Genomic DNA, 23,707 nt, shown 5'->3' on the forward strand with positions numbered 1-23,707 from the left:
GCCCTAGTGAGGATGCTCAATGTTTTCTAATACTTCACTGAAAGAGTGAGCAATAGGGCTAATATGTAGTGGAATATGTAATGTTTTAGCTATTTGGCGAGCTGAAATTAAACCACAAATTTCGCTACTTGCTGTTGTTACTAATAAAAACATTACACCTTGATGCTCCATTGTTTGCAGCGCATCACCAATACATGCATAGCTTAAACTTTGCATGCTTACACCTGTAAGTCGGCTAATTGGCGTCATAATATCGCGTAAACTTACTTCACTTCGTGGGGTATTTAAACGCTCTGCAATAATAGTAATTTTAGAGCTTTGTAAATCGGCGCTAGAAACAAGACCAATCAATTTTTGGTTCTCGTCGGTTACTAAAACAAAATCAGATTGTTGTGCACTAACTTGTTTAAGTGCATCTGTAATCGTTGTTGTATGCTCTGCACGAATAGGCGTTTTTTGAGTAAAGTTATTTACCATTTTTAGCGCTGGAGATGATAAATCAATCAATGGTTGGTCATCTGCAAATGTGCTTGCAATAACGCCGTGAGAAACATTTAGAGTACGTAATTCTTTAAAGTTAGACATAGTAGTCACCTTAGTAGTTATAAAATTTAATTAAGTTGTAAAATAATGAATTAAATTAAATAGCTAGGTGGTCCGCGTTGGTACGCAGTGCTAAAAGGTCTGTTTAGGTTGGTGCTCTTATAAAAAGAATCTACGACATTAGGAAGTGGTTGAGGCGACCTAAAGGTAATAGTATTAACGTGAGAGTCTACGTCAAAATCGAGGTTTGCTTGGTCAGGAATGTCACAAGCAATAAAGTGATTAGATAGTTTAGCGTTATCAAGGTTTACTTCAGTGTTACTGGCATGCAGCGTCAAACTTACACTCATTAAAAGTGCAAACAATACGGCATTATTTAATATGCGCTGTACTATGTTTGACATAACCACGACCTTAATTAACTGCTTTCAAATTAAACAAATCAACTTGAATAATTCAGTTATAGCTTATTGGTTTAATTTACACAATCAAAAGTTAACATGATCTGAATCAAAACTTTTTATTTCTTTTTTTGGTAATCGATACTGTTTACATACCACTGTTTTTTACCCTGAGGAGTAGGTACCTCAAAATCGTCATCTACTTGTTTTTTAATCAGCGCCCGCGCCATAGGTGAGTCTATCGATATGTAATCTTTTCGGTCGTAAATTTCATCAGGTCCGACAATTCTGAATTTTTTAGTTTCACCTTCTTCGTTTTCAATTTCGACCCATGCACCAAAAAACACTTTTCCATCTTGAACGGGAGAGTAGTCGATGATTTTTAAATCAGGTATGCGTTTGCGTAAATAGCGTACACGACGGTCAATTTGGCGTAGCAAACGCTTGTTGTACTGATAGTCTGCGTTCTCAGAGCGATCTCCGAGGCTGGCTGCCCAGCTTACTATTTTTGTTACTTCTGGGCGTTTAACGTTCCATAGTTGGTCGTGTTCTTGTTGTAATTGTAAGTAACCTTCGCGGGTAACTAAATTTGTTTTCATGGTGAATTCTTTATTAGCTCTAATGGTGTGCACGTTATTAAATTTGCCAAAACTTGTCGAGCGTAAAATGTAATAAAGTACGAGTAAGTAAGCTTTGAAATGTTCAGTAACAATCTAAGCAAGTAATTAGTTTTTGATTATTAAGTTTTTCATTTATATTAACTAGTAATTGGATATAAAAATAAGAAAGAGATTATGGGACACGAAACCACAAAAGTATTAGTTGTTGATGACGATATGCGCTTACGCAGTTTGCTTGAACGTTATTTAGTAGAGCAAGGCTTTATTGTTAGGACCGCAGGAAACTCGGAGCAAATGGATAGACTCCTAGAGCGAGAAAACTTTCACTTAATGGTTCTCGATTTAATGCTCCCAGGCGAGGATGGCTTATCTATTTGCCGCCGTCTACGCCAAAAAGAAAATGAAATTCCTATTGTTATGCTTACTGCAAAGGGCGACGAAGTAGATCGCATTATTGGCCTTGAACTTGGCGCTGACGATTACATTCCAAAACCATTTAATCCACGAGAGCTACTTGCTCGCATAAAAGCCATTTTACGTCGCCGCGCAAAAGAAGTGCCAGGCGCACCTGCTGCTGAAGAAAACTTAATCGCTTTTGGTAAATTTACGCTTAATTTAGCAACGCGCGAAATGAGTGAAGGGGATAAAACAATATCGCTTACCAGTGGTGAGTTTGCAGTGCTTAAAGCGCTTGTTTCGCATCCACGTGAGCCACTTAGCCGCGATAAGCTAATGAACTTAGCGCGTGGCCGCGATTACAGTGCGCTTGAGCGAAGCATTGATGTGCAAGTGTCGCGACTTCGCCGCATGATCGAAGTAGATGCTGCCAATCCACGATATATTCAAACCGTTTGGGGTTTGGGGTATGTGTTTGTTCCCGACGGTGAAAAGTAATATTTATGGGCATGTTTCCGCGCAGTGCTTTTGGACAAACTGTTTTTTTAGTGGCGGCTCTGCTGCTCATAAATCAAATAGTGTCTTATGTTACGGTTAGTTTTTATGTTGTAAAACCAACCATTGAGCAAGTTAACTTGATGCTTGCTAAGCAAATTAAAACAGTATTCATTGACTGGGAAGATGGCGTTGAAATAAACGACGAAGTATCTGCAAAGTTTTTTGAAATTACCGGCATTGAAGTCATGACTCAGCGAGAAGCGATGCGCCAAGGGCTTGGGCAAAGCCGCGAATATTCTATGCTATCGCGCAGCATGACTGAGCAACTTGGTGGTTATTCTCGTGTACGTATTAGCCAAACTGATCCGTTGATTTATTGGGTTGAAGCACCGCAAGCGCCAGGTTATTGGGTAAAAGTACCGCTTAAAGGCTTTAAAGAGAACAACTTAGAGTTTTTAACTTTTTACTTATCAAGTATTGGCTTTTTAAGTGTGCTGGGTGGGTGGTTGTTTGCAAGGCACCTTAATAGACCATTAAAAGCACTGCAACAAGCTGCAGTGAAAGTGGGTAAAGGCGACTTTTCTACCAAGTTAGAAGAACAAGGCTCAACAGAAGTAATAGAAGTAACGCGCGCGTTTAACCAAATGTCGCGCGGAATTGCTGCACTTGAAAACGACCGCCGTTTACTAATGGCCGGTGTATCTCATGATTTACGTACGCCGCTTACGCGTATCCGTTTAGCCACCGAAATGATGGTTGATGAAGACGACTATCTTCGTGAAGGTATTATTTACGATATAGAAGACATGAACGGGATTATTGATCAGTTTATTGAGTATCTACGCCACCATAAACGTGAAGAACTAAGTTGCGAAGATATCAATGCTTTAGTTGCCGAGGTTGTCAATTCTGAGCTTCAGCATCAACGTACTATTACGTTTAAAAGTAATCCAAAGATAGGCAATATACCGTTAAGCTCTGTGGCTATTAAGCGTGTAATTACCAACATGATTGGTAATGCACTGCGTTATTCTGAGGGCGATATTGAAGTACTTAGCTACTTTAATTCAAACAAAAAGTATGTAGTTATCGCTGTAAACGATAATGGCCCCGGCATTCCTGAAAACGAATTAGAGTCTGTTTTTGAGCCTTTTAAACAAGGCGATGCTGCACGAGGAAGTGAAGGCAGTGGCCTAGGCCTTGCTATTATTAAACGCATTGTTGATATGCACGACGGTAAAGTAAAGCTAGAAAACCGCCCAGAAGGCGGTTTAAGTGCACAAGTATATTTGCCAATAAAGGTCTTGAATTAATTTAAAAAATACCTAAAGGCGCTTTTAGACTATTGAATTTTAATATCAAGGAATAAATGTGGTTGTTAAGGAAGATGATAAAATATTTTTAGATAGACCAATATTCGTATGGGTCATTTCCGGGTTAATTTTATTTTCTGTATTGTGTTTCTCAGTTGAAACATTGCCAGACTTAAGTAGTGAAACAAAAGTATTTTTAAAGTACTCCGAACTGTTAATTGCTGTAATTTTTACTCTTGAATATTTAACAAGGGTTGCCTTATCGCAACGCAGGCTAAACTTTGTTTTTAGCTTCTATGGAGTTGTGGATCTTGTTGCTATTTTACCTTTTTATCTAGCATTTGCTGTAGATTTAAGGACATTACGCTTAATTAGGCTATTAAGATTAGTTCGAGTATTGAAGGTAGTAAGATATAACACTGCTTTACTTCGATTTGCGAGGGCTATTTACTTAGCAAAAGAAGAGTTAGTTATTTTTACAGGGATGAGTTTGGTTTTATTATATCTTTCAGCTGTAGGTATTTATCATTTTGAGCACACTGCGCAGCCAGAGGTTTTTAAATCAATTTTTGATAGCCTTTGGTGGTCAGTTGCCACATTAACTACAGTTGGATATGGCGATATCTACCCTATAACTATTGGGGGACGTTTTTTTACTTTTTTCATCTTAATGATTGGGCTTGGACTCGTAGCTGTCCCCACTGGTATTGTAGCTTCAGCCTTGTCTGCTGTCAGACGCGAAGATGAAGTTAGTTGCAATTTAGAGAAATAAATTAAAGGCCGCTATATTTTACTGCGGCCTTTAATTTCTATTTTAAAGTGCTTTAAAACGAATAGCTGTACCGCCACTAGTGGCTAATTTAAGTGTTAGTTTATCGCTTGCAGTTACAACACGTTTTTCGATAGCTAGATCGTACGGATTGTTTTTCCACTCTGCGCTTTTACCATCTTTATAAATTTGTGCTTCAAACTTTTTGCCTTGCTCTAAAAAGTCGAGTTTTACCTCAATTGTTCTGGCTTTTTCGTCAGTAACAGCACCTAGGTACCAATCGTTTCCTGAGTATTTAGTGCTTTTACGTTCTTTACGAGCGAATACAATAAAGTCGCCTACTTCACCATCAATAGCAATACTTTGCTGCCAATCTGTTGGTACGTCTTGAATGAATTGAAACGCATCGGGCTTAGCCAAATAGTTTTTAGGTAAGTCGGCAGCCATTTGAATTGGGCTATACAAAACAACATAAAGTGCAAGTTGTTTGGCAAGTGTAGTTTGTGGGCGGTTTGTATCGCCTCCTAAACCATTAAAGCTCATATCAAAAATACCTGGCGTAAAGTCCATTGGTCCTGCAAGCATGCGGGTAAAAGCAAGCATTGGTACATGCTCTGGTGGGTTAGGTGGTGAACCCCATGCATTGTATTCTTGTCCGCGTGCGCCTTCGCGCGCAATCCAGTTTGGATAAGTACGGCGCAGGCCTGTATCTTTAATTGGCTCGTGAGTATTAATGCTAATTTTATGTTTAGCTGCAAGTTTTACGTTATAAAGGTATTCGTTAACCATAAACTGGCCGTCATGCCATTCGTGGCGAGCAATACCGTTTTTGTCTATACGTTTTATATTTCCGCCATCGGCTACATAACCTGTTTTTACTTGGCTTACGTTTGATTTTTCGTAAAGGGCAAAGGCATCTTCCATTTGGTCACGGTAGTTGCTTACATTGCCTGATGTTTCATGGTGGCCAATGAGCTGTACGCCTTTTTCTTTGCCGTATTGAGCAAGCGCTGCTATATCAAAGTCGTCGTACGGTTTGGTAAAGTTAAATACATCGCCATTAAAATACCAATCGCCATCCCAACCAATATTCCAGCCTTCAACGAGTACACCATCAAAACCATACTGCGCTGCAAAATCCATATAGTATTTTGTGGTTTGCGTAGTGGCGCCGTGTTTTTTACCGCTACCCCAAGTTTGCGTGTTTATATGCATACCCCACCAGATACCCACGTATTTGCCAGGCTTAACCCACGACACATCACCGAGTTTATTAGGCTCGTTTAGGTTTAGTATTATATCTGAATTAACTAAGCCAACAGCGCTGTCGGCTATTTGAATGGTGCGCCATGGTGTTTTAAAAGCACCTTGTTTTTTAACTGCAACACCATCTGACCACGGCGTTAAATCGGCAGTGAACGTACCAGAGCGGCGTTGATTAAGCACCATGCCTGCGTAATCAACAAGTGCGGCTTCATGAATGCTAATATGAGTACCGTCACTTGTTTTAAACGTAAATGGTGTGTGAGCTAGTGGAGCTTCGTTAAGTGGAGTAGTGTTGTAAACATATTCGTAGCGGTTCCAGCCACGAGCAGGTATCCACCATGCTGTTGCATCATGACTATTGTTTATTGCAAATTCAGTTAGCTCTTTGGTTATTTCTGTATGTTCGAAGCCGGCTTGTTGTGGTACTTCGTATCGAAAACCTACACCACTATCAAATGCTTTAAATCGAATTGTGTAGGTACCTTTATTTGGCTCATTTTTTGTAAAGGTAACGGCTACTTCGTTATATTCGTCAACAACGTTTTGGCGTTCGCCCCAAGGTTGTTGCCACTGCGAGTTAACGCTTTGTTGTTCAATGCTTTTAATTTTAAAGCCGTCGCTAAAAGCTGCTTGTGTTTTAAATTCAAACCCCAGTAAAGATTTGTTTATAACCGCTTTGTTTTTAAATTTTATTGCGTAGCTTGGCGTGTTGTTTTCGTCAGAGATGCTTACTGTTATTTGTGTGTCTGGCGATTTTAGCTCTACGGTTTGTCCGTAGCTATTACTAGCAAAGGCTAAAAGCACAAGTGCTGGTATTCTCATGGTGTGTCCTTAGATGAGTCGGTGGTGACATCTAAGGATAATGACTGTTGATGATTAATACGACTGCTTACATACGTATTCAATGTTTTAAAAAATAGAAAGAATTTGGTGGCTTAATCGGTCTATAATGTAAACAAATTGATAATAGCGACAAGAAAATGATAAAAAGCTTACTTTATGTATTTTTACTAAGTGTTAGTACTGGAGTTTTTGCAGCAAATATTACAATTAAAAATGCTAATAATGACCCATTACCTAATGCTGTTGTATGGCTAACTGCAGGAGACACCTCTAGCGTTATTCCTCCAGAAGCACCTTATGCGATGACCCAGAAAAATCGAGAATTTAAGCCGCGTATTTTAGTTGTCCCACAAAATGCAAAGGTAGAGTTTCCGAATGCGGACTCAATCATGCATCATGTTTATTCATTTTCTAAAGCCAAAACGTTCGAATTAAAGCTATATAAGGAGCACCCAAAAGCGCCCATTACTTTTGATCAAACGGGTGTTGTTGAGCTTGGCTGTAATATTCATGATTGGATGTTAGGTTATATTGTGGTGGTAGATAGCACTATTTTTGCAATCACTGATGAAAACGGGAATGTTGATTTAAATGCCAATGCAGGCGAATACACGTTAAGTGTTTGGCATTCTGGGTTTAGTGATATTAGTAAGGTTGAATCTCAAACTATCAATGTGGCTACTAACCCTATCACTTATAAAGTAAAGCAGGAAATTGCGGAGCAAATTGATTTTGCTACGGATGAATTTGATGACTATTAATCGCTTAACGAGGCTGGCATTTTTAGCCGGTGCTTTATGTTTTAGTAATGTGTTGTATGCACAAGTAAAAGGCTTAATACAAATTAGAGCCGTGCAGGGTGACGATATACGTAGCTTCCAAGAAGGCGGCCTTGGGCTATATCGGCACGATACTAAAAGCGACGAACTTATTTTATCCCAAGGTATTTTAGATTTTAATGTTGATTTAGCATCTAGTTGGTCGGCTCATGGGGTGTTAAATGCGAATCAAGATCCTGACGTTGGCCTTGGTTTTACGCAGGCTTATATAAAGTATCAGCCGCTATCTAACAGCAACTATAAATGGCACATGCGCGTGGGGGGCTTTTACCCACTTATGTCGCTTGAAAATCCTGATATAGGGTGGACTTCTCCTTATAACTATACAAACTCAGCTATTAATAGCTGGATAGGCGAGGAAGTACGCACTGTTGGCGCAGAGGTAACTATTAAGCGCCCAGCAAAACGTTTTAACAGCGCTCATAGCTTTAGCTTTGTAGGTGCTACATTTAAAGGCAATGACCCTGCAGGTACTTTACTTGCGTGGCGTGGTTTTGCATTACACGATAGACAAACTACATTTAACGAAAGTATTAAATTTGCGCCTATAGCGGCATTAAATGCATACGAATTACGTTGGCAGGCTAATCAGGTTTTACCGTTTGAAGAAGTAGACGGGCGTTTTGGCTATTACGCTGGCGTACATTGGGATTACTTAAAAAAATCACAATTTCGAATTTATTATTACAACAATAACGGTGACCCAACCACACTTAATATTAGTACAGGGCAGTATGCTTGGGATACTCGCTTTACAAGCGCCGCTTGGCTTTATAAGTTTAATAGTAAAACACGTTTAATAGCACAGGTACTTAATGGTAAAACTGAAATGGGCAGTAACGCATTAATTGATAATGCTTTTTATAGCCATTATTTAATGCTGAGCCATAAAGAAGGCAAACATCGAGTTTCAGTACGTTATGATTATTTTAAAGTTACTGACAACGACACAACTGCGTTTGACCCTAATGCCAGCAATGGGGAAGGCTTAACAGCAACATGGCGCTACCAGCTCACTAATAAACTACAAATAGGGGTTGAAGGTTCTGCACTTAAAAGTGTTGCAAAAAATAGAGAGCCAATTGGATTTAATGAACGAATCTCGCAGCAGCAAATAATGCTAAATGCGCAATGGCGTTTTTAAAAGTATAAAAAAGGGAGCATTTAAATGCTCCCTTTTTAGTTTAATAAAATTGGTATAGATTATACCAACCTGCATAAATCTTTGATCAATTTAACGAATTAAATTGCACTATAACGTCGTTAAAAATTTTTTATTTAGAACAACTAGATACAAAAATTTTTGCCTAGTTCTAGCGTAATTTTCTTAACGTTAAATAGACCCTATATATAAGCAGATTGGTATTATTTTTTATCGAATGCGCGTTTCATGTAGTTAGGTGTAGCGAGTGCACCATGGTGAATACCGTTGTTATAGTACTCGCTGTGCTGTGCAATATTTGCAGCAGCGTCTTCTCTAAAACCGTCAAATGCTTGTGATTTACGCGCAAGTGTTACTGACCATAAACCGCTTGGGTAAATTGGTTGTGGGAATGGCAGTGTTTGTAAATCCTTAAAGCCTACGCTTAGCATTGCTTCGCGCATTTCAACTAATAATGGCATGTGCATAAGTGGCGATTCACTTTGTTGTACTAAAATACCACCTGGGCGCAGTGCATCTAAACAGCTTGTGTAAAACGCATGATTAAATAAACCCTCACCTGGACCTACCGGATCTGTGCCATCAACAATCACTACGTCGATAGATTCGCCAGCGGCTTCGCGCATGTATTTAATACCGTCGTCAAACATAACAGTTGCACGGGCGTCGTTATTAGATTCACAAAGCTCTGGGAAGTATTTTAACGACATTTGCGTTACTACTTCGTCGATATCTATTTGCGTTACAGTTTCTACGCCTGGGTGTTTTAATACTTCGCGTAAAGTACCGCAGTCGCCGCCGCCAATAATAACGACGTTTTTAGGGTTTGGATGCGCTAAAAGTGCAGGGTGGCTGATCATCTCATGATAAAAGAAGTTTTCGCGGGTTGTTACCATAGTACACCCGTCGATGATCATTAAATTACCAAAGTCTGTGGTTTCAAACATTTCTACCTTTTGAAAAGGAGACTGTTTTTCATCTAACTTTTTATTAATACGTAATGAAAATGCGCTGCCATCGCGGTCGCTAATTTCAGTAAACCACTTACTTTGATCTAAATTTGCCATAGTTACTATTACACTTTTTAGGTTGAGTATGAAAAAGGGGCAATTCTGCCAGTGCTTGGCGTTTTGCTCAATGACATTTTAACTGATTTGACGAATAAAGTTAGTTAGGAGTGAGTGAAAGTTCAATTTTTGTTAGCCTAGTGGATAGTGACGTATTAAAATGCGCCTTTATACCTAATTGACTAAAGAAGAGTTGCCATGACCTGGGGTTTAGAAACAGCACGCGCCACTTATAACGTTGCTCATTGGAGTGATGGTTATTTTGATATTAACGCACAAGGCGAACTGGTGGCTTACCCAGATGGCGACCAAACAAAACCGGCCATTTCTTTAACGCAATTAACTGAGCAGTTTAAGCAACAAGGTTTAACGTTGCCGGTTTTAGTGCGCTTTACTGATATTTTAAAAAATCGTGTAGACACACTTACTAACGCGTTTACGCAGGCGCGAGCAAATCGCGAATATAACGGAAAATACACCTGTGTTTACCCAATTAAAGTAAATCAGCAACGTTCTGTAGTAAGTAAACTATTAGCGCATCCAAGCGGGCTTGTTGGCCTAGAAGCAGGTTCAAAGCCAGAACTTATGGCTATTTTGGGTGTAGCAAAAGAGCCAATCACAATAGTGTGTAACGGCTATAAAGACAGTGAGTTTTTACGCCTAGCGTGTATTGGTCAAGCAATGGGCCACAGCGTAAAAATTGTGGTAGAGAAGCTTTCAGAACTGACCACACTACTTGAAGAAATAGACAACCTAGGCATTGAACCGGCTATTGGTATTCGCATTCGCCTAAACTCAGTAGGCAAAGGCAAGTGGCAAAACACGGGCGGCGAAAAAGGCAAGTTTGGTTTAACAGCAGGCCAAGTACTAAGTGCTGTTGAAGTGCTTAAAAAGCATAATAAGCTGCACTTAATGCAAATGGTGCATTTTCATATTGGTTCTCAAATTGCCAATATTCGTGATATTCACCGTGCTTTACGTGAATGTGCACGCCACTTTGCTGAGCTTACACAATTAAACGTACCGTTAAATACCGTTGATGTGGGTGGCGGCTTAGGCGTTGATTACGAGGGCTCTGGCTCGCGTAGTGCATGTTCAATGAATTACACCGTAGAAGAGTATGCGCGTAACGTAGTGAATGCATTTGCAGAAGTGTGCGATCAGCATAACCTTACGCATCCGGCCATTATCACCGAGTCGGGGCGTGCTTTAACTGCTCACCATGCGGTATTAATTACCGATGTAATTGACGTAGAAAAAGCGCCTAATCATTTAAATCCAGAGCCACCGCTTGAAAATAGCGCATTAGTGCTTGATGAAATGTGGCAGTGTTTACAGCGTTTAAACCCGCGTATGGCATTAGAAATTTATCACGACGCTATGCACTTATTTAGCGAAGCGCACGATCAGTACGTGCATGGCTTAGTAAGCATGCTAGAGTGGGCGAAAATAGAGCAGCTTTACTTTACTATTTTACATCGTGTACGTGCATCGCTTAGTAATAACGCGCGCGCGCACCGTGAAGTACTCGACGATTTAAACGAAAAGCTTGCTGATAAACTCTTTGTTAACTTTTCATTATTTCAGTCGTTGCCTGATGTATGGGGTATTCAGCAGTTGTTTCCTGTTATGCCAATCGAAAACTTAACTCAGCCACTGACTCAGCGCGCGATTATTCAAGATATTACCTGCGATTCTGACGGGCAGATTCGTGAATACGTTGAAGGCGCTGGTATCGAAACCAGCCTACCAATACCAGAATATAAGCATGGCGAGCAATACCACATTGCTATGTTTATGGTAGGCGCGTATCAAGAGATTTTAGGTGATTTACATAACCTATTTGGTGACACTGATTCGGTGCACGTAGAGCTTAACGACGATGGCTACGTGTTAACCAATGCCATAAAAGGTGATAGCGTTAAGGATGTATTAAAGTTTGTTGACTATGATAGCGCCATTTTAGCTGACAACTTTGCGTACCAAGTTAATAAACTTGATGTATCGACGCAGTGTAAAGAAGGTTATTTAGCTGAGCTTAATGCAGGCCTTGAAGGCTATACCTATTTTGAAGATTAATTTGTAAGCAACTGAAAGCGCAGTATTAGTGGCTGCGCAATGTTTAAAGGAATGGAAGTAATGTCAGTTATTCGCAGTGTATTTAGTATTGTTTTTTACACAATAAACACACTTTTTTGGTTTGTGCCTATTTTTGTTTGTGGGCTTATAAAGCTTATCCCTATTAAGCCTCTACAAAAGCTTATGAGCTGGGCAGCTAAGCAATTTGCAACTATTTGGGTTACCTTTAATAGCTTAAATCAAGCGTTATTTACGCCAACTAAACTTAATGTAACTGGCCTTGAAGACCTTAAACTAAAAGATTGGTACCTAGTAATTGCAAATCACCAAAGCTGGGTCGATATTTTAGTATTACAGCGCGTGTTTAATCGTAAAATTCCATTTTTAAACTTCTTTTTGAAAAAAGAGCTTATTTACGTGCCTATTTTAGGTTTATGTTGGTGGGCGCTTGATTTTCCGTTTATGACTCGCACGAGTAAAAGCCAATTAAAAAAGAATCCAAAGCTGCGTGGCAAAGATTTAGAAACCACACGTAAAGCCTGCGAAAAATTTAAAGAGATGCCAGTAAGTGTGGTTAACTTTGTAGAAGGCACTCGTTTTACTACGCAAAAGCATGAGCGCCAAAATAGCCCGTTCCCACATTTATTAAAACCAAAAGCGGGCGGTATTGCTTTTGTAATGCAAGCAATGGGCGAGCAAATTACTAAAGTGGTTAACGTTACTATTCAGTACCCAGATGGTATTCCTACTTTTATGGATTTTGCTGGTGGTAAGGTAAAAAATATCAACGTACACGTGGAAGTAAGGCCGGTAAGCGAAGAGCTTATTGGTGACTACACAGGTGATTCTGAATTTAGAGTTCGCTTTCAAAGCGAGTTAAACCGCTTATGGGAAAACAAAGAGCAAACACTACAATCGCTCGAAAAAAACCATAAGTAAAAGGTAAAAATATGAGCTTACAGTTATGCTAAAAAAGTGGTTACCAAATTGGCTTAACGGCTTAATTGTAGGCTGCGTATTGTTTTCTAATGTAATGCTTTTTGGCTCGCTAGTATTTGTACTGGGCCTTATTAAGTTATTACTGCCTTTGCCTGTGGTTAACTCTATATTACACAGCGCTTACCGAGGTTGGTGTAACGGCAACCGTTTAGGGCTTTGGTTAGGTTGCCCTAACATTGTGGTTGATATAAGTGGCGACTTAAACTCAAAAAGTTGGTATTTACTTATTTGTAACCACGCGAGTTGGTTAGATATAACTGTACTTAGCTCATTACATGCATTGCCTGCCCCTAAGTTCTTTTTAAAAGACGGGTTAAAATACATGCCTTTTATTGGCACTGGTGCGTGGGCCATGGGTATGCCGTTTATGAAACGGGTAAGCAAAGCGCAGCTTGCTAAAAATCCAAAGTTGAAAGGGTTGGATGTAGAGCGCACGAAGCGTAGCTGTCGTAATTTTCGTCATCATCCTACTACCATCATTAATTTTGTTGAAGGTACACGCTATACGCCAGCCAAACATAATCTGCAACAAAGTCCTTTTAAACATTTATTAAAGCCCAAAGCGGGCGGCATTGCTTTTGCGCTTGAAGTATTAGCCGATCAATTTGATGCCATGCTTAATACAAGTTTAGTATATAGCGGTAAGACAGATCACGTTTGTCGTAACTTGCTAAAAGGTGAGCTAGATTCTATTTATGTTTCAATAGACGTAACGCCCATTAATGACAATATGCAGGGCAGCTATCAAAGCGATGACGTATTTAAAGTTAATTTTCAACATTATGTGAATGAGCTATGGGTTGCTAAAGATCAGCAGCTTGCCGACATTTATGCTCAACAAGATTTACCTGAACCACAAATCAGTAAGGAAATTGAAACACTATGACCAACACCCATCTTCAGGAATTAATTGCTCCTTGGTTTGAAAAAGTACCCGACGCGGATTTTCTTAGCTCAATTACCGCAGTCTCAATAGGAATATTCTCTTTATTAATTGTTTACTTATTTACTCGTAGATTAATGTTACCTGGCATTCAAAAAATAGTGACGAGGCTTTCTCCTGAGCGAATTGGTGCGCTTTCTCCTATGCTTAATAAGCTAAATAAGCGTATTGCCGGAATGCTGTGCTGCGTATTGTTTTTAGCTACGTTTGATAGCGTATACCCAGTTAATGAAATTGCAGGAGAAATACTAAAAACGATAGGACAAGCTTTGCTTATTATTTATGCTGGTTTTATTTTTAGTAGTATTGTGAGCATTGCGGGTACTATTTATAACCAGTTAGAGTTTGCACGCGAAGTCCCTATTCAGGGCTTAATTCAGGTTGTTAAGCTAATAACCTTTATTGTGTGTGCAATTTTAATTGTGAGCATTTTTCTTGAGAAGTCACCTACTTATATTCTCTCTGGCTTTGGTGCTATTGCTGCCGTTACGTTATTAGTATTTAAAGACACTATTTTAGGCTTTGTAGCCAGTATTCAAATAGCAGCAAATCGCCTAGTAACCTATGGTGATTGGATTCAAGTAGAAAATTACGGCGCCGATGGCGAAGTAATTGATTTGGGTTTAAATACTGTAAAGGTACGTAATTGGGATAACACCATAACAACTATTCCAACTTATATGCTAGTTGCGGGTTCGTTTAAAAACTGGCGCGGCATGCAAGAGTCGGGCGGTAGACGTATTAAACGCTCACTCAATATTGATATGCACAGCATTTGTTTAGTGGGTGATGAGTTTAGAAAACAAATTGATGCGGCTATTCCGTTGCACGACTATATTCGAGTGACGACATTACCCGCTCAGGTTTCTAATTTAGGGCTGTTTCGCCGTTATGCGGAAGGCTATTTAAAACAGCACAGTAAAATTAATACGTCGCTTACGTTAATGGTACGAGAGCTACAACCACTAAACCATGGTTTACCTATTGAGTTTTATTGCTTTAGTGAAGATAAACGCTGGATTTCGTACGAGCACTTACAGGCCGAGATAATGGACCATTTACTTGCGGTATTACCCGTGTTTGGGCTTAGAGCGTATCAAAGTGTAAGTGGGCAGTTAAGCCCTCCTAACGAGCAACAAACAGATAAGCCAACATTTAGAGTGATGGCAAATAGTGTTGTAAAAGACCCACAGTAATAAACAAAGCTAAGAGCCACCAAATAGGTGGCTTTTTAAATTGCAGCCATGCAAATACAATTATTACTAACGCAACTTGCCAAAGACTATGCACAGCTGATGTCCAGATTGGCGAATACAGTGCAGCCGCTAAAAAACCGACTACCGCAGCATTAAGCGCCGCTATTGAGCTTGCAAAGCGTGGCTTACTTGCCAAGTTAATCCAGCTCTTTTGAAACGCGAGTATAAGTAAAAAACCAGGCATAAATATAAGTAGTGTAGCTATAAGAGCACCCACTAAAGGTTGCTCTGTAGTAAGTTGTGCGCCTAAGTAAGTAGCAATAGTAAACATAGGTCCTGGCACCGCTTGTGCACTCGCGTAAGCACTTAAAAACTGATCATCACTCAATGCTGGCACGCCAGCTTGAAGTACCGGCAGTACTACGTGTCCGCCGCCAAACACCATTGCACCTGCCTGGTAAAAAGGGGCAAACAAAGCAAACTCATGTCCTAGTGGAATAAAGCTCACACCAAGTAAGAGCGCAAATAATCCCAGTGCAATCCAATTAATATTACTTTTTGTACTGCTAACATTTTCTGTGGCTGTACCAAGTTTTAATAAAGGCCATATAGCACCTATTGTTGCAGCGGTTATTAAAATAGCGATTTGAGTACCCATCATTGGAAATAACACCAAAGCAAGTGTACTCATTACAGCAAGTAACTTAAGAGCAGCACTTGTACAAAAGCTTTTAGCCATACTAAGTGTTGCATCAGCAACTATAACAACGGCAAATAACTTTAAGCCCGCAATAATAGCAAAGTAAACAGCGTCAAACTGATGAGCACTCACCGCAAGTAGCACCATTATTAAAAACGAAGGCAGAGTAAAACCTACAAAGGCAGATATACCGCCCAGTACTCCAGCACGCTCAACACCAATAGCAAAACTAACTTGGCTAGAGCCCGGCCCAGGCAGCGCTTGGCTTAAACTAATAAGTTGTGCGTAACGCGTGTTAGTTAACCAATTTAACGAGTCTACAAAGTGGCGTTTAAAATAACCTAAATGCGCAGCAGGGCCGCCAAAGCTCATACACCCTAGTAAAAAAAACTGTCTAAAAATAGCAATTAACATTGCGCCAATATCCTTTGTAAAATTCATTAAATTGTCACAGCGTAGTATGACATTTTTATTAAAATGGCACATTAGTTTGAGGTCTGTTTAACAATCAAGCAAGATGCGTTGCTTTTAACACTCTCTTCATAGTTTGTTCATACATGTATTTGCATACTCTTGCTAAATTCTTAATGAATAGGGTATCACCATGACTTTAACTAAATCACTTTTAAGCGTAACCGTAGTAGCTGTATTACTTTCTGGTTGTGAAATGAATAACACAGGTAAAGGAGCCGCTATAGGCGCCGCAGCCGGAGGTGTATTAGGTAAGGCTACGGGTAATCATAAAGATAAACGTATTTTTATTGGTGCAGCTATTGGTGCACTGGCGGGCGCTGCTGTTGGCGACTACATGGATAAGCAAGAAGAAGCATTTCGTGATGAGTTAGCGGGTTCAGGTGTTGAAGTAGTGCGTGAAGGCGATAACTTACGTTTAGTAATGCCATCAAACATTACGTTTGCGACTGCTCAGTCTTATATTTCATCAGGCTTTAACGATACGTTAGATGCGATTGCTAAAGTAATGAACAAGTACGAAAAAACCTACCTTAGTGTGCAAGGGCATACTGACAGTACGGGTAAAGATAGCTTCAACATGAACCTATCGCGTGAACGCGCACAAAGTGTGAAAGACTACTTAGTGAACCAACAAATTATGGCTACACGTGTTAGCACTATGGGCTATGGCGAAACACGCCCAATTGCAACTAATGATAGTGCAAATGGCCGTGCTCAAAATCGTCGCGTAGAAATTCAGATAGTGCCAAATACCGAAGGTTAATCCTTATTAAACTGTAATTCACACAGTTTTTGATACAACGGGTTACTTGCTAACAACTCTTGGTGAGTACCCGTTGCTATGATTTCCCCATTTTCCATCACTACAATTACATCGGCATGTATTACCGTTGCCAGCCTATGGGCAATTATTAACGTTGTTCTGTTTTGCATTAAATGCTCAAGTGCAGCTTGTACATGGTGTTCGCTTTGCGCATCCAGCGCGCTGGTGGCTTCATCAAGAAGAAGTATTTCAGGGTCTTTTAAAATAGCGCGTGCCAGTACAATACGCTGCTTTTGCCCACCCGATAACCTCACACCCTGCTCACCTAAAAAGCTGTTATAACCTTGCGGTAACTGTTTGATAAATTCATCGGCATGCGCATACTTTGCTGCGGCATATACTTGCTCATCGGTTGCACTTGGGTTGCCGTAGCGGATGTTATGCATTACGTCGGAGCTAAATAAAATAGGGTTTTGCGCTACCATGCCCATTTTATTACGCAGAGTATTAAGCGATAAATCTTTAATGTTTACATCTTTAAACTTAATAGCTCCGCTAGCCGGATCGTAAAAACGTTGTAGCAATTCAAATAACGTTGTTTTACCTGCGCCAGAAGGGCCAACAATTGCCACGGTTTGGCCTTGATTTATATTTAGGCTTATTTTATTAAGCGCGCTTACGTCTGGGCGAGAGGGGTAGTTAAAGCTTATATTTTCAAGTGTAATAGCAGGGCTGTTAATGTTTTGCAGTAAGCTATCGTCTTGTGGATCTAGCGGGTTTTCTATCTCACTTTTAACAGCAAGTAACTCAAGTAACCTTGCCGCAGCACCAGCTGCACGTTGTAGTTCGCCATATACTTCAGCAACGGTTGCCACCGACATTGCCACCATAATAGCGTAAAATACAAATGCACCTAACTCGCCGCCGGTCATAGTACCTGCAAGTACATCGTTGCCACCTACCCATAGCATAGCGCTAATGGCACTAAAGGTTAAAAAAATCACCACGGCTATTAAAAGTGAACGTTGCTTAATACGTTTTTTAGCAACGTTAAAGGCTTTTTCGGTCTCAAGCGCAAAGGCATGCTGCTCTTGTGCTTCGTGGCTATAGCTTTGCACTACTTTAATATTTTGTATGATTTCTCCGGCATAGGTACTTATGTCGGCAATGGCATCTTGGCTAGAGCTTGCTAGTTTACGTACCTTGCGACCAAATATCATCATAGGAACAAGTACCAGCGGTACACAGGCTACAACCACTAAGGTAAGTTTTAAATTAGTAAACAACAGCATAGCTAAGCCACCAATCAACATAAGTACACTGCGCAGTGCCATAGAAAATGATGAGCCGATAATTGATTGCAGTAATGTGGTGTCGGTGGTTAAACGCGACATAAGTTCGCCACTGCGGTTTTCTTCAAAGTAGCTAGGGTGTAGCGTAACAATACGATTAAACACGGCTTTTCGAATATCGTTACTGACTCGTTCGCCAATCCACGACATTAAATAAAAACGGCTAAAGGTACCGAACGCTAATAAGCTGATTAAGCCAATGAGCACCAGTACAGCTTGTTGTAATTGATCTTTGGAGCCTGCAATAAATCCATGATCAATAACAAACTTAACACCTTGCCCCAACGACAAGTTAACACCCGCAGTGACCAATAGCGCGGCTAGCGCAGCTACTACCATCCATTTGTAAGGTTTTATAAAAGCAAAAACAGGTAATAAACTGCTAAAAGCGGCTTTTTCGGATGCAGAGGTGTTTTTTGACATAGTGGATTCTTTTTAAAGGTTAAGGTATAGATATGGCATCATCGGATTAAAAATCAATAGTATTAAATATCATCAATAAGGAATTGTTATGACAACAAAAATAATAAGCGGTGAATTTACAGTGGTTTTAGCGCCTATTGAAGGTTATGCCAAAGGGCAGCAAGGTATTAACTTAGGACGTATGTCGATCGATAAAACATTTAAAGGTGACTTAAATGCTACAAGCCAAGGCGAGATGCTTAGCGCAATGACGGCAACCCAAGGCAGTGCGGGTTACGTGGCAATAGAGCAAGTGATAGGTGAGCTTGAAGGTAAGCAGGGCAGTTTTGTACTGCAACACTTTGGCACTATGAATAAAGGACAAGACAGTCTTATTTTAAATGTTATTCCTGATTCAGGCACAAATGAGCTAAAAGGGTTAACGGGCAGTATGAAAATACGCATTGAGCAGGGCATTCACTATTACGACTTTGATTACCGCTTATAAAATGGATAACAAACAATGCAAAAAATAGTAGAATTTAAAAAGCGTGGTTTTTTTAGTAACGGCATTGATGTAGATGCTTTGAATGAGCGCATATACCACTTAAATCAAGAAGGTTGGAAAGTAATAAGTATAAATACTGCGACTGCTTTTCAAGGCCAAATAACGGCCTATATATTATTAATAGAAAACGATGAACTATAAGGATAAGAATGACATTAGCAGCGTGGTTTAGTTTAGTAGTTGTATGCATAATGGGTGCAATGTCGCCAGGCCCAAGCCTTGCAGTTGTACTAAAGCATACAATGAGTGGCGGAATGAAAAACGGTATGCTTGCTGCACTTAGCCATGGCGTGGGTGTTGGGCTTTATGCGGCAGCTTCGTTACTTGGTTTGGGGACATTGATGGCTCAGTTTCCAACGGTATACCAAGTACTTGTATATTTAGGCGCTGGGTATTTAGCCTATTTAGGTTTAAAAATACTATTAGCAAAACCCAATAATGACGAACTGCAAGTACAAAAAAGTGAGATAAGCGCAGTTAAAGCATTACAAGATGGCTTTGCCATTGCTTTTTTGAACCCCAAGCTCGCTATTTTCTTTTTAGCCTTGTTCTCACAGTTTATTGACCCGCAAAATCTCACTTTAAGCATTGGCATTATTATGTGCTTAACCGTGTTTGTAATTGATACAGGTTGGTATTTACTAGTTGCAGTACTTACTGAGGTTTCAAAAAATCGCTTTGGTTTTACTAAGCAGAACCCATGGCTTGATAAAATACTGGGGGTTGTGTTTATTGCTCTTGCTATAAAAGTCGTTATTAGTTTGTAAGATTGAGTAGAGATTATTGAAGTTTGCAGAGTGTATTTGTAGTTATATAGATAAAGGATTAAAACAATGACAAAACATATTTTAAAAAGTGCATCTTTCGACCCGAAGGTTCAGCAATATTGGATTCTAATGGCCGCTTTTTTTAGTGTACTAGCGCTGGTGACTATTCCGTTGTTACCCATTGTTTTAGCGATTGTATGGCTGGTGGGCGGGCGCATACTCGCAGCTATGTCGGCTGACTTATTACCACAAAAATTGGTAGTTAAACGTGGCATATTATTTAAAGAAGAAAAATCTATTCCGCTTGAAAAAATAACAGATGTAGGGTTAAGCCAAGGGCCGCTCATGCGAATTTTTGGATTATATCGTTTAAGCTTTGAAACGGCAGGGCAGTCAGGAAATGGTGCTTTAGTGTCTTTGCTTGGTGTGGTTAATGCGAGTGAGTTTAGAGAGGCGATACTTGAGCAAAAAGATGTATTGGCTAATCAAGGTAAAACGTCGCAGCAGGCAACAGAGCAAAGTGAGAAAGAGCTACTGAGAGCACTTACTTATAGTGTTAAAAATATTGAGCAGATGCTACTTGTTTTAGTTGATGAAAGGCAGCAAAAGTAACCTGTTTTAAACTTGTAATACTTATAAGGATGTTTTTATGAATACGGATATAAAAAATATATTTAATAATCATCCTGAGGCAGCTAAAAGTACGCTTATACAATTACGAGAGCTAATTTATACCGTAGCACAAGAGCAAAACTTAGGAGCTGTTGAAGAGTCTTTAAAGTGGGGAGAGCCAAGTTATAACACAATAAATGGTAGCCCCATTCGCGTAGGCTTTAAGGGCTCATCGTGTTATTTGTTTTTTCATTGCCAATCTAAGCTAGTAAGCACATTTAGAGAGTTGTACTCTCATAATCTTATCTTTGAAGGAAATAGAGCAATAGTGTTAAATAGTGAAAAGCCATTACCAGAACACCCAGTTAAAGAGTGTATTAAATTAGCACTGACTTATCACAGCGTTAAACACCTACCTTTGTTAGGCGCATAATTATAAGTACTTAGTAGATACTTAAAATACGCTACATATTTGGTTTGCGTCACAGGTAATAACAGTCACGTTTTCATAACCCACACGCGTTAATGCTTCTGCTCCCAACGTTGCGCGTGCACCACTTGCGCAGTGCACGTAAATAGGGCGAGCTGCGTCTTTTTCTATTTCCATTAGTTTCATCTCGAGTAATCCACGCGGAATATTTATAGCGCCGGCAGCCGATTTTGTCGCGTGCTCTGCAGGTTCTCGCACATCAATAAGTAAACCTTTATTTTGTTCAAGCTCGAGTTTTGCTTGCGCTGCGTCAATACGGCGTTGGTTAGGTGTGATAATTTTTAGTAAGTCAGGGATTGATGTAAGCATTAGTTTGTAAATCCTCTTTTTCTTAAAAAAGACATTAATAGGTGCTACTTGGTATAAGTAGGTTGAATTGAGTTAATACTTATAAATAACGTTAAAAACTGAAAGTTACTTTATATAAAGTAACTTAATAGTGCGGATACTGCTACAGCACTTCCGCCGATTAATAAAGTGGCATCGCTAGTTTCATGGCCATCTTAATATTAGTAAAACCTAATGTTAATTATATTAGAACTTACTAATGTAAAAGTCTATACTTAAAAAGGTATCAAAAAGAGAAATAATAAAATGAATATTGAACAACTAGCTGTCAACGCAGAGCAAGCCGAACAGTTTTTAAAATTAATGGCTAACAAAAATCGCTTAATGATTTTATGTAGTTTATTACAAGGTGAGCAAAGTGTAGGTGAGCTAAATAAAAATGTACCTTTAGCACAGTCAGCGTTATCTCAGCATTTAGCAAGTTTACGCAAGGCAGATATGGTTGCTACTCGCAGAGAAGGGCACACTATTTATTACTCATTGACCGATCCAAAAGTTGAGTCGATCATTGCTTTGCTATATGAGTGGTTTTGCCGACAAGAAAATACTAAATAAACGTAGCTATTTCATCGATAGATTTTTTATCCAGTGCATGAGCCGGTATTGTTGCATCATCACTTGGGTAACCTGCAATAAGTAGCATGTATGGGCGTTCGTTATCTTTATCGCGATTACATATGTCGGTTAAAAAGCTCATTGGTTTTGGAGTATGAGTAAGGGTTGCCAAACCAGCACGATGCAAAGCTTGAATTAAAAAGCCGGTAGCTAAACCAACAGACTCATGCACATAATAATTCGTATTTTTATCATCGGTGCTTACGCCCCCCTTTTTTTGACTAAATACAGCTATAAGCCAAGGTGCATGCTCTAAATAAGGCTTATTAGCATCGGTACCTAACGGTTTTAGCGCATCTAACCATTCTTCACCTGCTCTGCCTTCGTAAAAAGAACGCTCTAATTTTTCGGCGGCTTCTCTTATTTGTTTTTTTACATCACTGCTGTTTATAGCCACAAAATGCCAAGGCTGATGATTCGCTCCACTTGGTGCTGTGCCAGCTGCTTTTATACATGCTTCAATAATATTTTTTGGTACTGGGCGATCGCTAAAGCTGCGAATGCTATGGCGGCGTTGGCTGGTTTGTAAAAACTCGTTAGCACGATTTAGCATTTCGTCGTGTGGGTATTCTATAAAGTCGTTTAATGGTTGGCTTTGGTGATCTTGCATGGCTTTTCGCTTCTTATAAAAAGTATATGTGGTTTTTATACCGAGTGAATACAGTGCAGGCAAGTGTTATGAGTTTAAATTATGTTTATTTGTTGTTACAAATTTAACTAACAAGTAACTTATGTTCCTGTTTTGCTTGTGATATAAAACATTATAAAAATAATTACTCATATTCAAGGAAGTAAAAATGCTATCAATAACAGGGTTATCTAAAACCTACGATAATGGCGTACATGCACTACAAGGTGTTGATTTATCTATCGGCAAAGGGATGTTTGGATTACTTGGGCCAAATGGCGCAGGTAAATCATCGCTAATGCGTACCATTGCAACACTGCAGTCGGCTGATTCAGGTTCAATTACTTTTGATGGCATTGATGTATTTAAAGACCCACAGGGTCTGCGCCAACGTTTAGGCTACCTCCCGCAAGATTTTGGTGTTTACCCACGCGTTAGTGCTTACGACTTGCTAGATCATATGGCTGTTTTAAAGGGTATTCATAATAAAGCAGAGCGTAAAGAGTCGGTTGAAGGATTACTTGCGCACACTAATTTATATCAACATCGCTCTAAAGCCGTAAGTGGCTTTTCGGGCGGTATGCGCCAGCGTTTTGGTATTGCTCAAGCGTTATTAGGCGACCCTGATTTACTAATCGTTGATGAACCAACAGCAGGGTTAGACCCAGAGGAACGTAATCGATTTCATAACTTGTTAGTAAGCTTAGGTGAGCAAAAAGTCGTTATATTATCGACTCACATTGTTGAAGATGTAGCAGAGCTTTGCCCAAACATGGCCGTACTGGCCGGCGGCAAAATACTATTAGAGGGCAACCCACTTGCCCTTACCGATAAACTCCAAGGGCAAATCTGGCGCAAAGCCATGAGCCAAGAGGAAGCGCTAGAGCTTGAACCGCAACTGCCTGTTATTTCTAAGCGCTTATTTGCAGGGAAAACCATATTACATGTATTAGCCGATCAAGCCCCTGAAGGTTTTGAGCTCAGCAGTGCAAACCTAGAAGATGTGTATTTTTCTACGTTGCTTAATCATCGTAACAGCCAAGTAGCATAAGGG

The 23,707-nt window shown here is 39.8% G+C and carries 26 protein-coding genes; 17 read left to right on the forward strand and 9 right to left on the reverse strand.

The genetic code is table 11. The annotated features are described in order from the left end of the window. Positions 1 to 3: 3 nt before the first annotated feature. The 3 genes from AAEY62_RS13240 to greB all read right to left on the reverse strand — a co-directional run bounded on the left by AAEY62_RS13240 (position 4) and on the right by greB (position 1,543). On the reverse strand, positions 4 to 585 hold the full coding sequence (locus AAEY62_RS13240) for a CBS domain-containing protein (RefSeq protein WP_007584976.1): 582 nt from the start codon (positions 583 to 585) through the stop codon (positions 4 to 6). Between the two features lie 50 nt (positions 586 to 635). Further along, positions 636 to 947, reverse strand: a complete 312-nt coding sequence (locus tag AAEY62_RS13245) for a hypothetical protein (RefSeq protein WP_007584977.1) — start codon at positions 945 to 947, stop codon at positions 636 to 638. Positions 948 to 1,063: 116 nt separating this feature from the next. After that, a complete protein-coding gene (gene greB, locus AAEY62_RS13250; RefSeq protein ID WP_007584978.1) occupies positions 1,064 to 1,543 on the reverse strand; it encodes a transcription elongation factor GreB in 480 nt (159 codons plus the stop codon). A gap of 195 nt (positions 1,544 to 1,738) precedes the next feature. On the opposite strand from greB, the gene ompR reads away from it, so the two are divergent. Genes ompR through AAEY62_RS13265 form a run of 3 tightly spaced genes read left to right on the forward strand, consistent with a single transcriptional unit; the run spans position 1,739 to position 4,543 of the window. Continuing rightward, complete coding sequence (ompR, locus tag AAEY62_RS13255; RefSeq protein WP_002959552.1) at positions 1,739 to 2,458, forward strand: osmolarity response regulator transcription factor OmpR; 720 nt, start codon at positions 1,739 to 1,741, stop codon at positions 2,456 to 2,458. Positions 2,459 to 2,463: 5 nt separating this feature from the next. Next, positions 2,464 to 3,771, forward strand: a complete 1,308-nt coding sequence (envZ, locus tag AAEY62_RS13260) for a two-component system sensor histidine kinase EnvZ (protein ID WP_350635091.1) — start codon at positions 2,464 to 2,466, stop codon at positions 3,769 to 3,771. 58 nt (positions 3,772 to 3,829) lie between these two features. Continuing rightward, complete coding sequence (locus AAEY62_RS13265; protein WP_350635093.1) at positions 3,830 to 4,543, forward strand: ion transporter; 714 nt, start codon at positions 3,830 to 3,832, stop codon at positions 4,541 to 4,543. 42 nt (positions 4,544 to 4,585) lie between these two features. Here AAEY62_RS13265 and AAEY62_RS13270 read toward each other — a convergent pair whose 3' ends face one another. Next, positions 4,586 to 6,628, reverse strand: coding sequence for a glycoside hydrolase family 97 protein (locus AAEY62_RS13270; protein WP_010554940.1), 2,043 nt, complete (start codon positions 6,626 to 6,628; stop codon positions 4,586 to 4,588). A 158-nt stretch (positions 6,629 to 6,786) separates the two neighbouring features. Between AAEY62_RS13270 and AAEY62_RS13275 the strand changes: the two genes are divergently transcribed. Then, positions 6,787 to 7,410, forward strand: a complete 624-nt coding sequence (locus AAEY62_RS13275) for a cupredoxin domain-containing protein (RefSeq protein ID WP_101216087.1) — start codon at positions 6,787 to 6,789, stop codon at positions 7,408 to 7,410. Next, positions 7,400 to 8,632, forward strand: coding sequence for a hypothetical protein (locus AAEY62_RS13280; protein ID WP_165722789.1), 1,233 nt, complete (start codon positions 7,400 to 7,402; stop codon positions 8,630 to 8,632). Before AAEY62_RS13275 ends, AAEY62_RS13280 begins: the two co-directional genes overlap by 11 nt. A gap of 221 nt (positions 8,633 to 8,853) precedes the next feature. Here AAEY62_RS13280 and speE read toward each other — a convergent pair whose 3' ends face one another. Continuing rightward, entirely contained in the window at positions 8,854 to 9,717 is an 864-nt protein-coding gene (speE, locus tag AAEY62_RS13285) for a polyamine aminopropyltransferase (RefSeq protein WP_024608074.1), read from the reverse strand. Between the two features lie 198 nt (positions 9,718 to 9,915). Here speE and speA point away from each other — a divergent pair, with 198 nt between their 5' ends. Genes speA through AAEY62_RS13305 form a run of 4 tightly spaced genes read left to right on the forward strand, consistent with a single transcriptional unit; the run spans position 9,916 to position 14,934 of the window. Next, a complete protein-coding gene (gene speA, locus AAEY62_RS13290) occupies positions 9,916 to 11,796 on the forward strand; it encodes a biosynthetic arginine decarboxylase (RefSeq protein ID WP_007584591.1) in 1,881 nt (626 codons plus the stop codon). Positions 11,797 to 11,856: 60 nt separating this feature from the next. After that, a complete protein-coding gene (yihG, locus tag AAEY62_RS13295) occupies positions 11,857 to 12,735 on the forward strand; it encodes a 1-acylglycerol-3-phosphate O-acyltransferase, YihG family (protein ID WP_350635106.1) in 879 nt (292 codons plus the stop codon). Positions 12,736 to 12,760: 25 nt separating this feature from the next. Further along, positions 12,761 to 13,681, forward strand: a complete 921-nt coding sequence (yihG, locus tag AAEY62_RS13300; protein WP_165722788.1) for a 1-acylglycerol-3-phosphate O-acyltransferase, YihG family — start codon at positions 12,761 to 12,763, stop codon at positions 13,679 to 13,681. After that, a complete protein-coding gene (locus AAEY62_RS13305; protein WP_121955064.1) occupies positions 13,678 to 14,934 on the forward strand; it encodes a mechanosensitive ion channel family protein in 1,257 nt (418 codons plus the stop codon). Before yihG (AAEY62_RS13300) ends, AAEY62_RS13305 begins: the two co-directional genes overlap by 4 nt. On the opposite strand, the gene chrA is transcribed toward AAEY62_RS13305, so the two are convergent. Further along, complete coding sequence (gene chrA / locus AAEY62_RS13310; protein WP_350635108.1) at positions 14,894 to 16,048, reverse strand: chromate efflux transporter; 1,155 nt, start codon at positions 16,046 to 16,048, stop codon at positions 14,894 to 14,896. The genes AAEY62_RS13305 and chrA overlap by 41 nt on opposite strands. 190 nt (positions 16,049 to 16,238) lie before the next feature. Between chrA and AAEY62_RS13315 the strand changes: the two genes are divergently transcribed. Further along, the gene (locus AAEY62_RS13315) at positions 16,239 to 16,871 is read left to right on the forward strand and encodes a YiaD family glycine zipper/OmpA-like lipoprotein (protein ID WP_007584604.1); all 633 of its coding nucleotides are present in this window, start codon (positions 16,239 to 16,241) and stop codon (positions 16,869 to 16,871) included. Here the strand turns inward: AAEY62_RS13315 and AAEY62_RS13320 are convergent. After that, complete coding sequence (locus AAEY62_RS13320) at positions 16,868 to 18,646, reverse strand: ABC transporter transmembrane domain-containing protein (protein ID WP_350635097.1); 1,779 nt, start codon at positions 18,644 to 18,646, stop codon at positions 16,868 to 16,870. The two genes, AAEY62_RS13315 and AAEY62_RS13320, sit on opposite strands and share 4 nt — an antisense overlap. Before the next feature lie 88 nt (positions 18,647 to 18,734). Here AAEY62_RS13320 and AAEY62_RS13325 point away from each other — a divergent pair, with 88 nt between their 5' ends. The 5 genes from AAEY62_RS13325 (at position 18,735) to AAEY62_RS13345 (ending at position 21,005) form a co-directional block, all read left to right on the forward strand. After that, the gene (locus AAEY62_RS13325; RefSeq protein ID WP_350635099.1) at positions 18,735 to 19,133 is read left to right on the forward strand and encodes a DUF3224 domain-containing protein; all 399 of its coding nucleotides are present in this window, start codon (positions 18,735 to 18,737) and stop codon (positions 19,131 to 19,133) included. A 15-nt stretch (positions 19,134 to 19,148) separates the two neighbouring features. Next, positions 19,149 to 19,334, forward strand: a complete 186-nt coding sequence (locus AAEY62_RS13330) for a hypothetical protein (RefSeq protein ID WP_024591373.1) — start codon at positions 19,149 to 19,151, stop codon at positions 19,332 to 19,334. Positions 19,335 to 19,342: 8 nt separating this feature from the next. After that, positions 19,343 to 19,960 (forward strand): LysE family translocator, encoded by a 618-nt coding sequence (locus AAEY62_RS13335; protein WP_350635101.1) that lies wholly within the window; start codon positions 19,343 to 19,345, stop codon positions 19,958 to 19,960. A 66-nt stretch (positions 19,961 to 20,026) separates the two neighbouring features. Next, positions 20,027 to 20,572, forward strand: coding sequence for a PH domain-containing protein (locus AAEY62_RS13340; protein ID WP_121955060.1), 546 nt, complete (start codon positions 20,027 to 20,029; stop codon positions 20,570 to 20,572). A 37-nt stretch (positions 20,573 to 20,609) separates the two neighbouring features. Next, positions 20,610 to 21,005 carry a DUF1801 domain-containing protein gene (locus AAEY62_RS13345; RefSeq protein WP_024591371.1) on the forward strand — a complete coding sequence of 132 codons (396 nt, stop codon included), beginning with the start codon at positions 20,610 to 20,612 and terminating at the stop codon, positions 21,003 to 21,005. A 21-nt stretch (positions 21,006 to 21,026) separates the two neighbouring features. Here the strand turns inward: AAEY62_RS13345 and AAEY62_RS13350 are convergent, their stop codons facing one another. Next, positions 21,027 to 21,371 carry a rhodanese-like domain-containing protein gene (locus tag AAEY62_RS13350; RefSeq protein WP_024591370.1) on the reverse strand — a complete coding sequence of 115 codons (345 nt, stop codon included), beginning with the start codon at positions 21,369 to 21,371 and terminating at the stop codon, positions 21,027 to 21,029. Between the two features lie 285 nt (positions 21,372 to 21,656). Between AAEY62_RS13350 and AAEY62_RS13355 the strand changes: the two genes are divergently transcribed. Beyond that, positions 21,657 to 21,965 (forward strand): ArsR/SmtB family transcription factor, encoded by a 309-nt coding sequence (locus AAEY62_RS13355; RefSeq protein ID WP_010554926.1) that lies wholly within the window; start codon positions 21,657 to 21,659, stop codon positions 21,963 to 21,965. Here AAEY62_RS13355 and AAEY62_RS13360 read toward each other — a convergent pair. Further along, positions 21,958 to 22,635, reverse strand: coding sequence for a nitroreductase family protein (locus AAEY62_RS13360; RefSeq protein ID WP_024591369.1), 678 nt, complete (start codon positions 22,633 to 22,635; stop codon positions 21,958 to 21,960). The genes AAEY62_RS13355 and AAEY62_RS13360 overlap by 8 nt on opposite strands. A gap of 187 nt (positions 22,636 to 22,822) precedes the next feature. Here AAEY62_RS13360 and AAEY62_RS13365 point away from each other — a divergent pair, with 187 nt between their 5' ends. Next, complete coding sequence (locus tag AAEY62_RS13365) at positions 22,823 to 23,704, forward strand: ABC transporter ATP-binding protein (RefSeq protein ID WP_024591368.1); 882 nt, start codon at positions 22,823 to 22,825, stop codon at positions 23,702 to 23,704. Positions 23,705 to 23,707 lie beyond the last annotated feature (3 nt).

It is taken from the genome of Pseudoalteromonas sp. GW168-MNA-CIBAN-0100 (genome assembly GCF_040309225.1).
GTDB classification, from domain to species: Bacteria; Pseudomonadota; Gammaproteobacteria; order Enterobacterales; family Alteromonadaceae; genus Pseudoalteromonas; species Pseudoalteromonas arctica.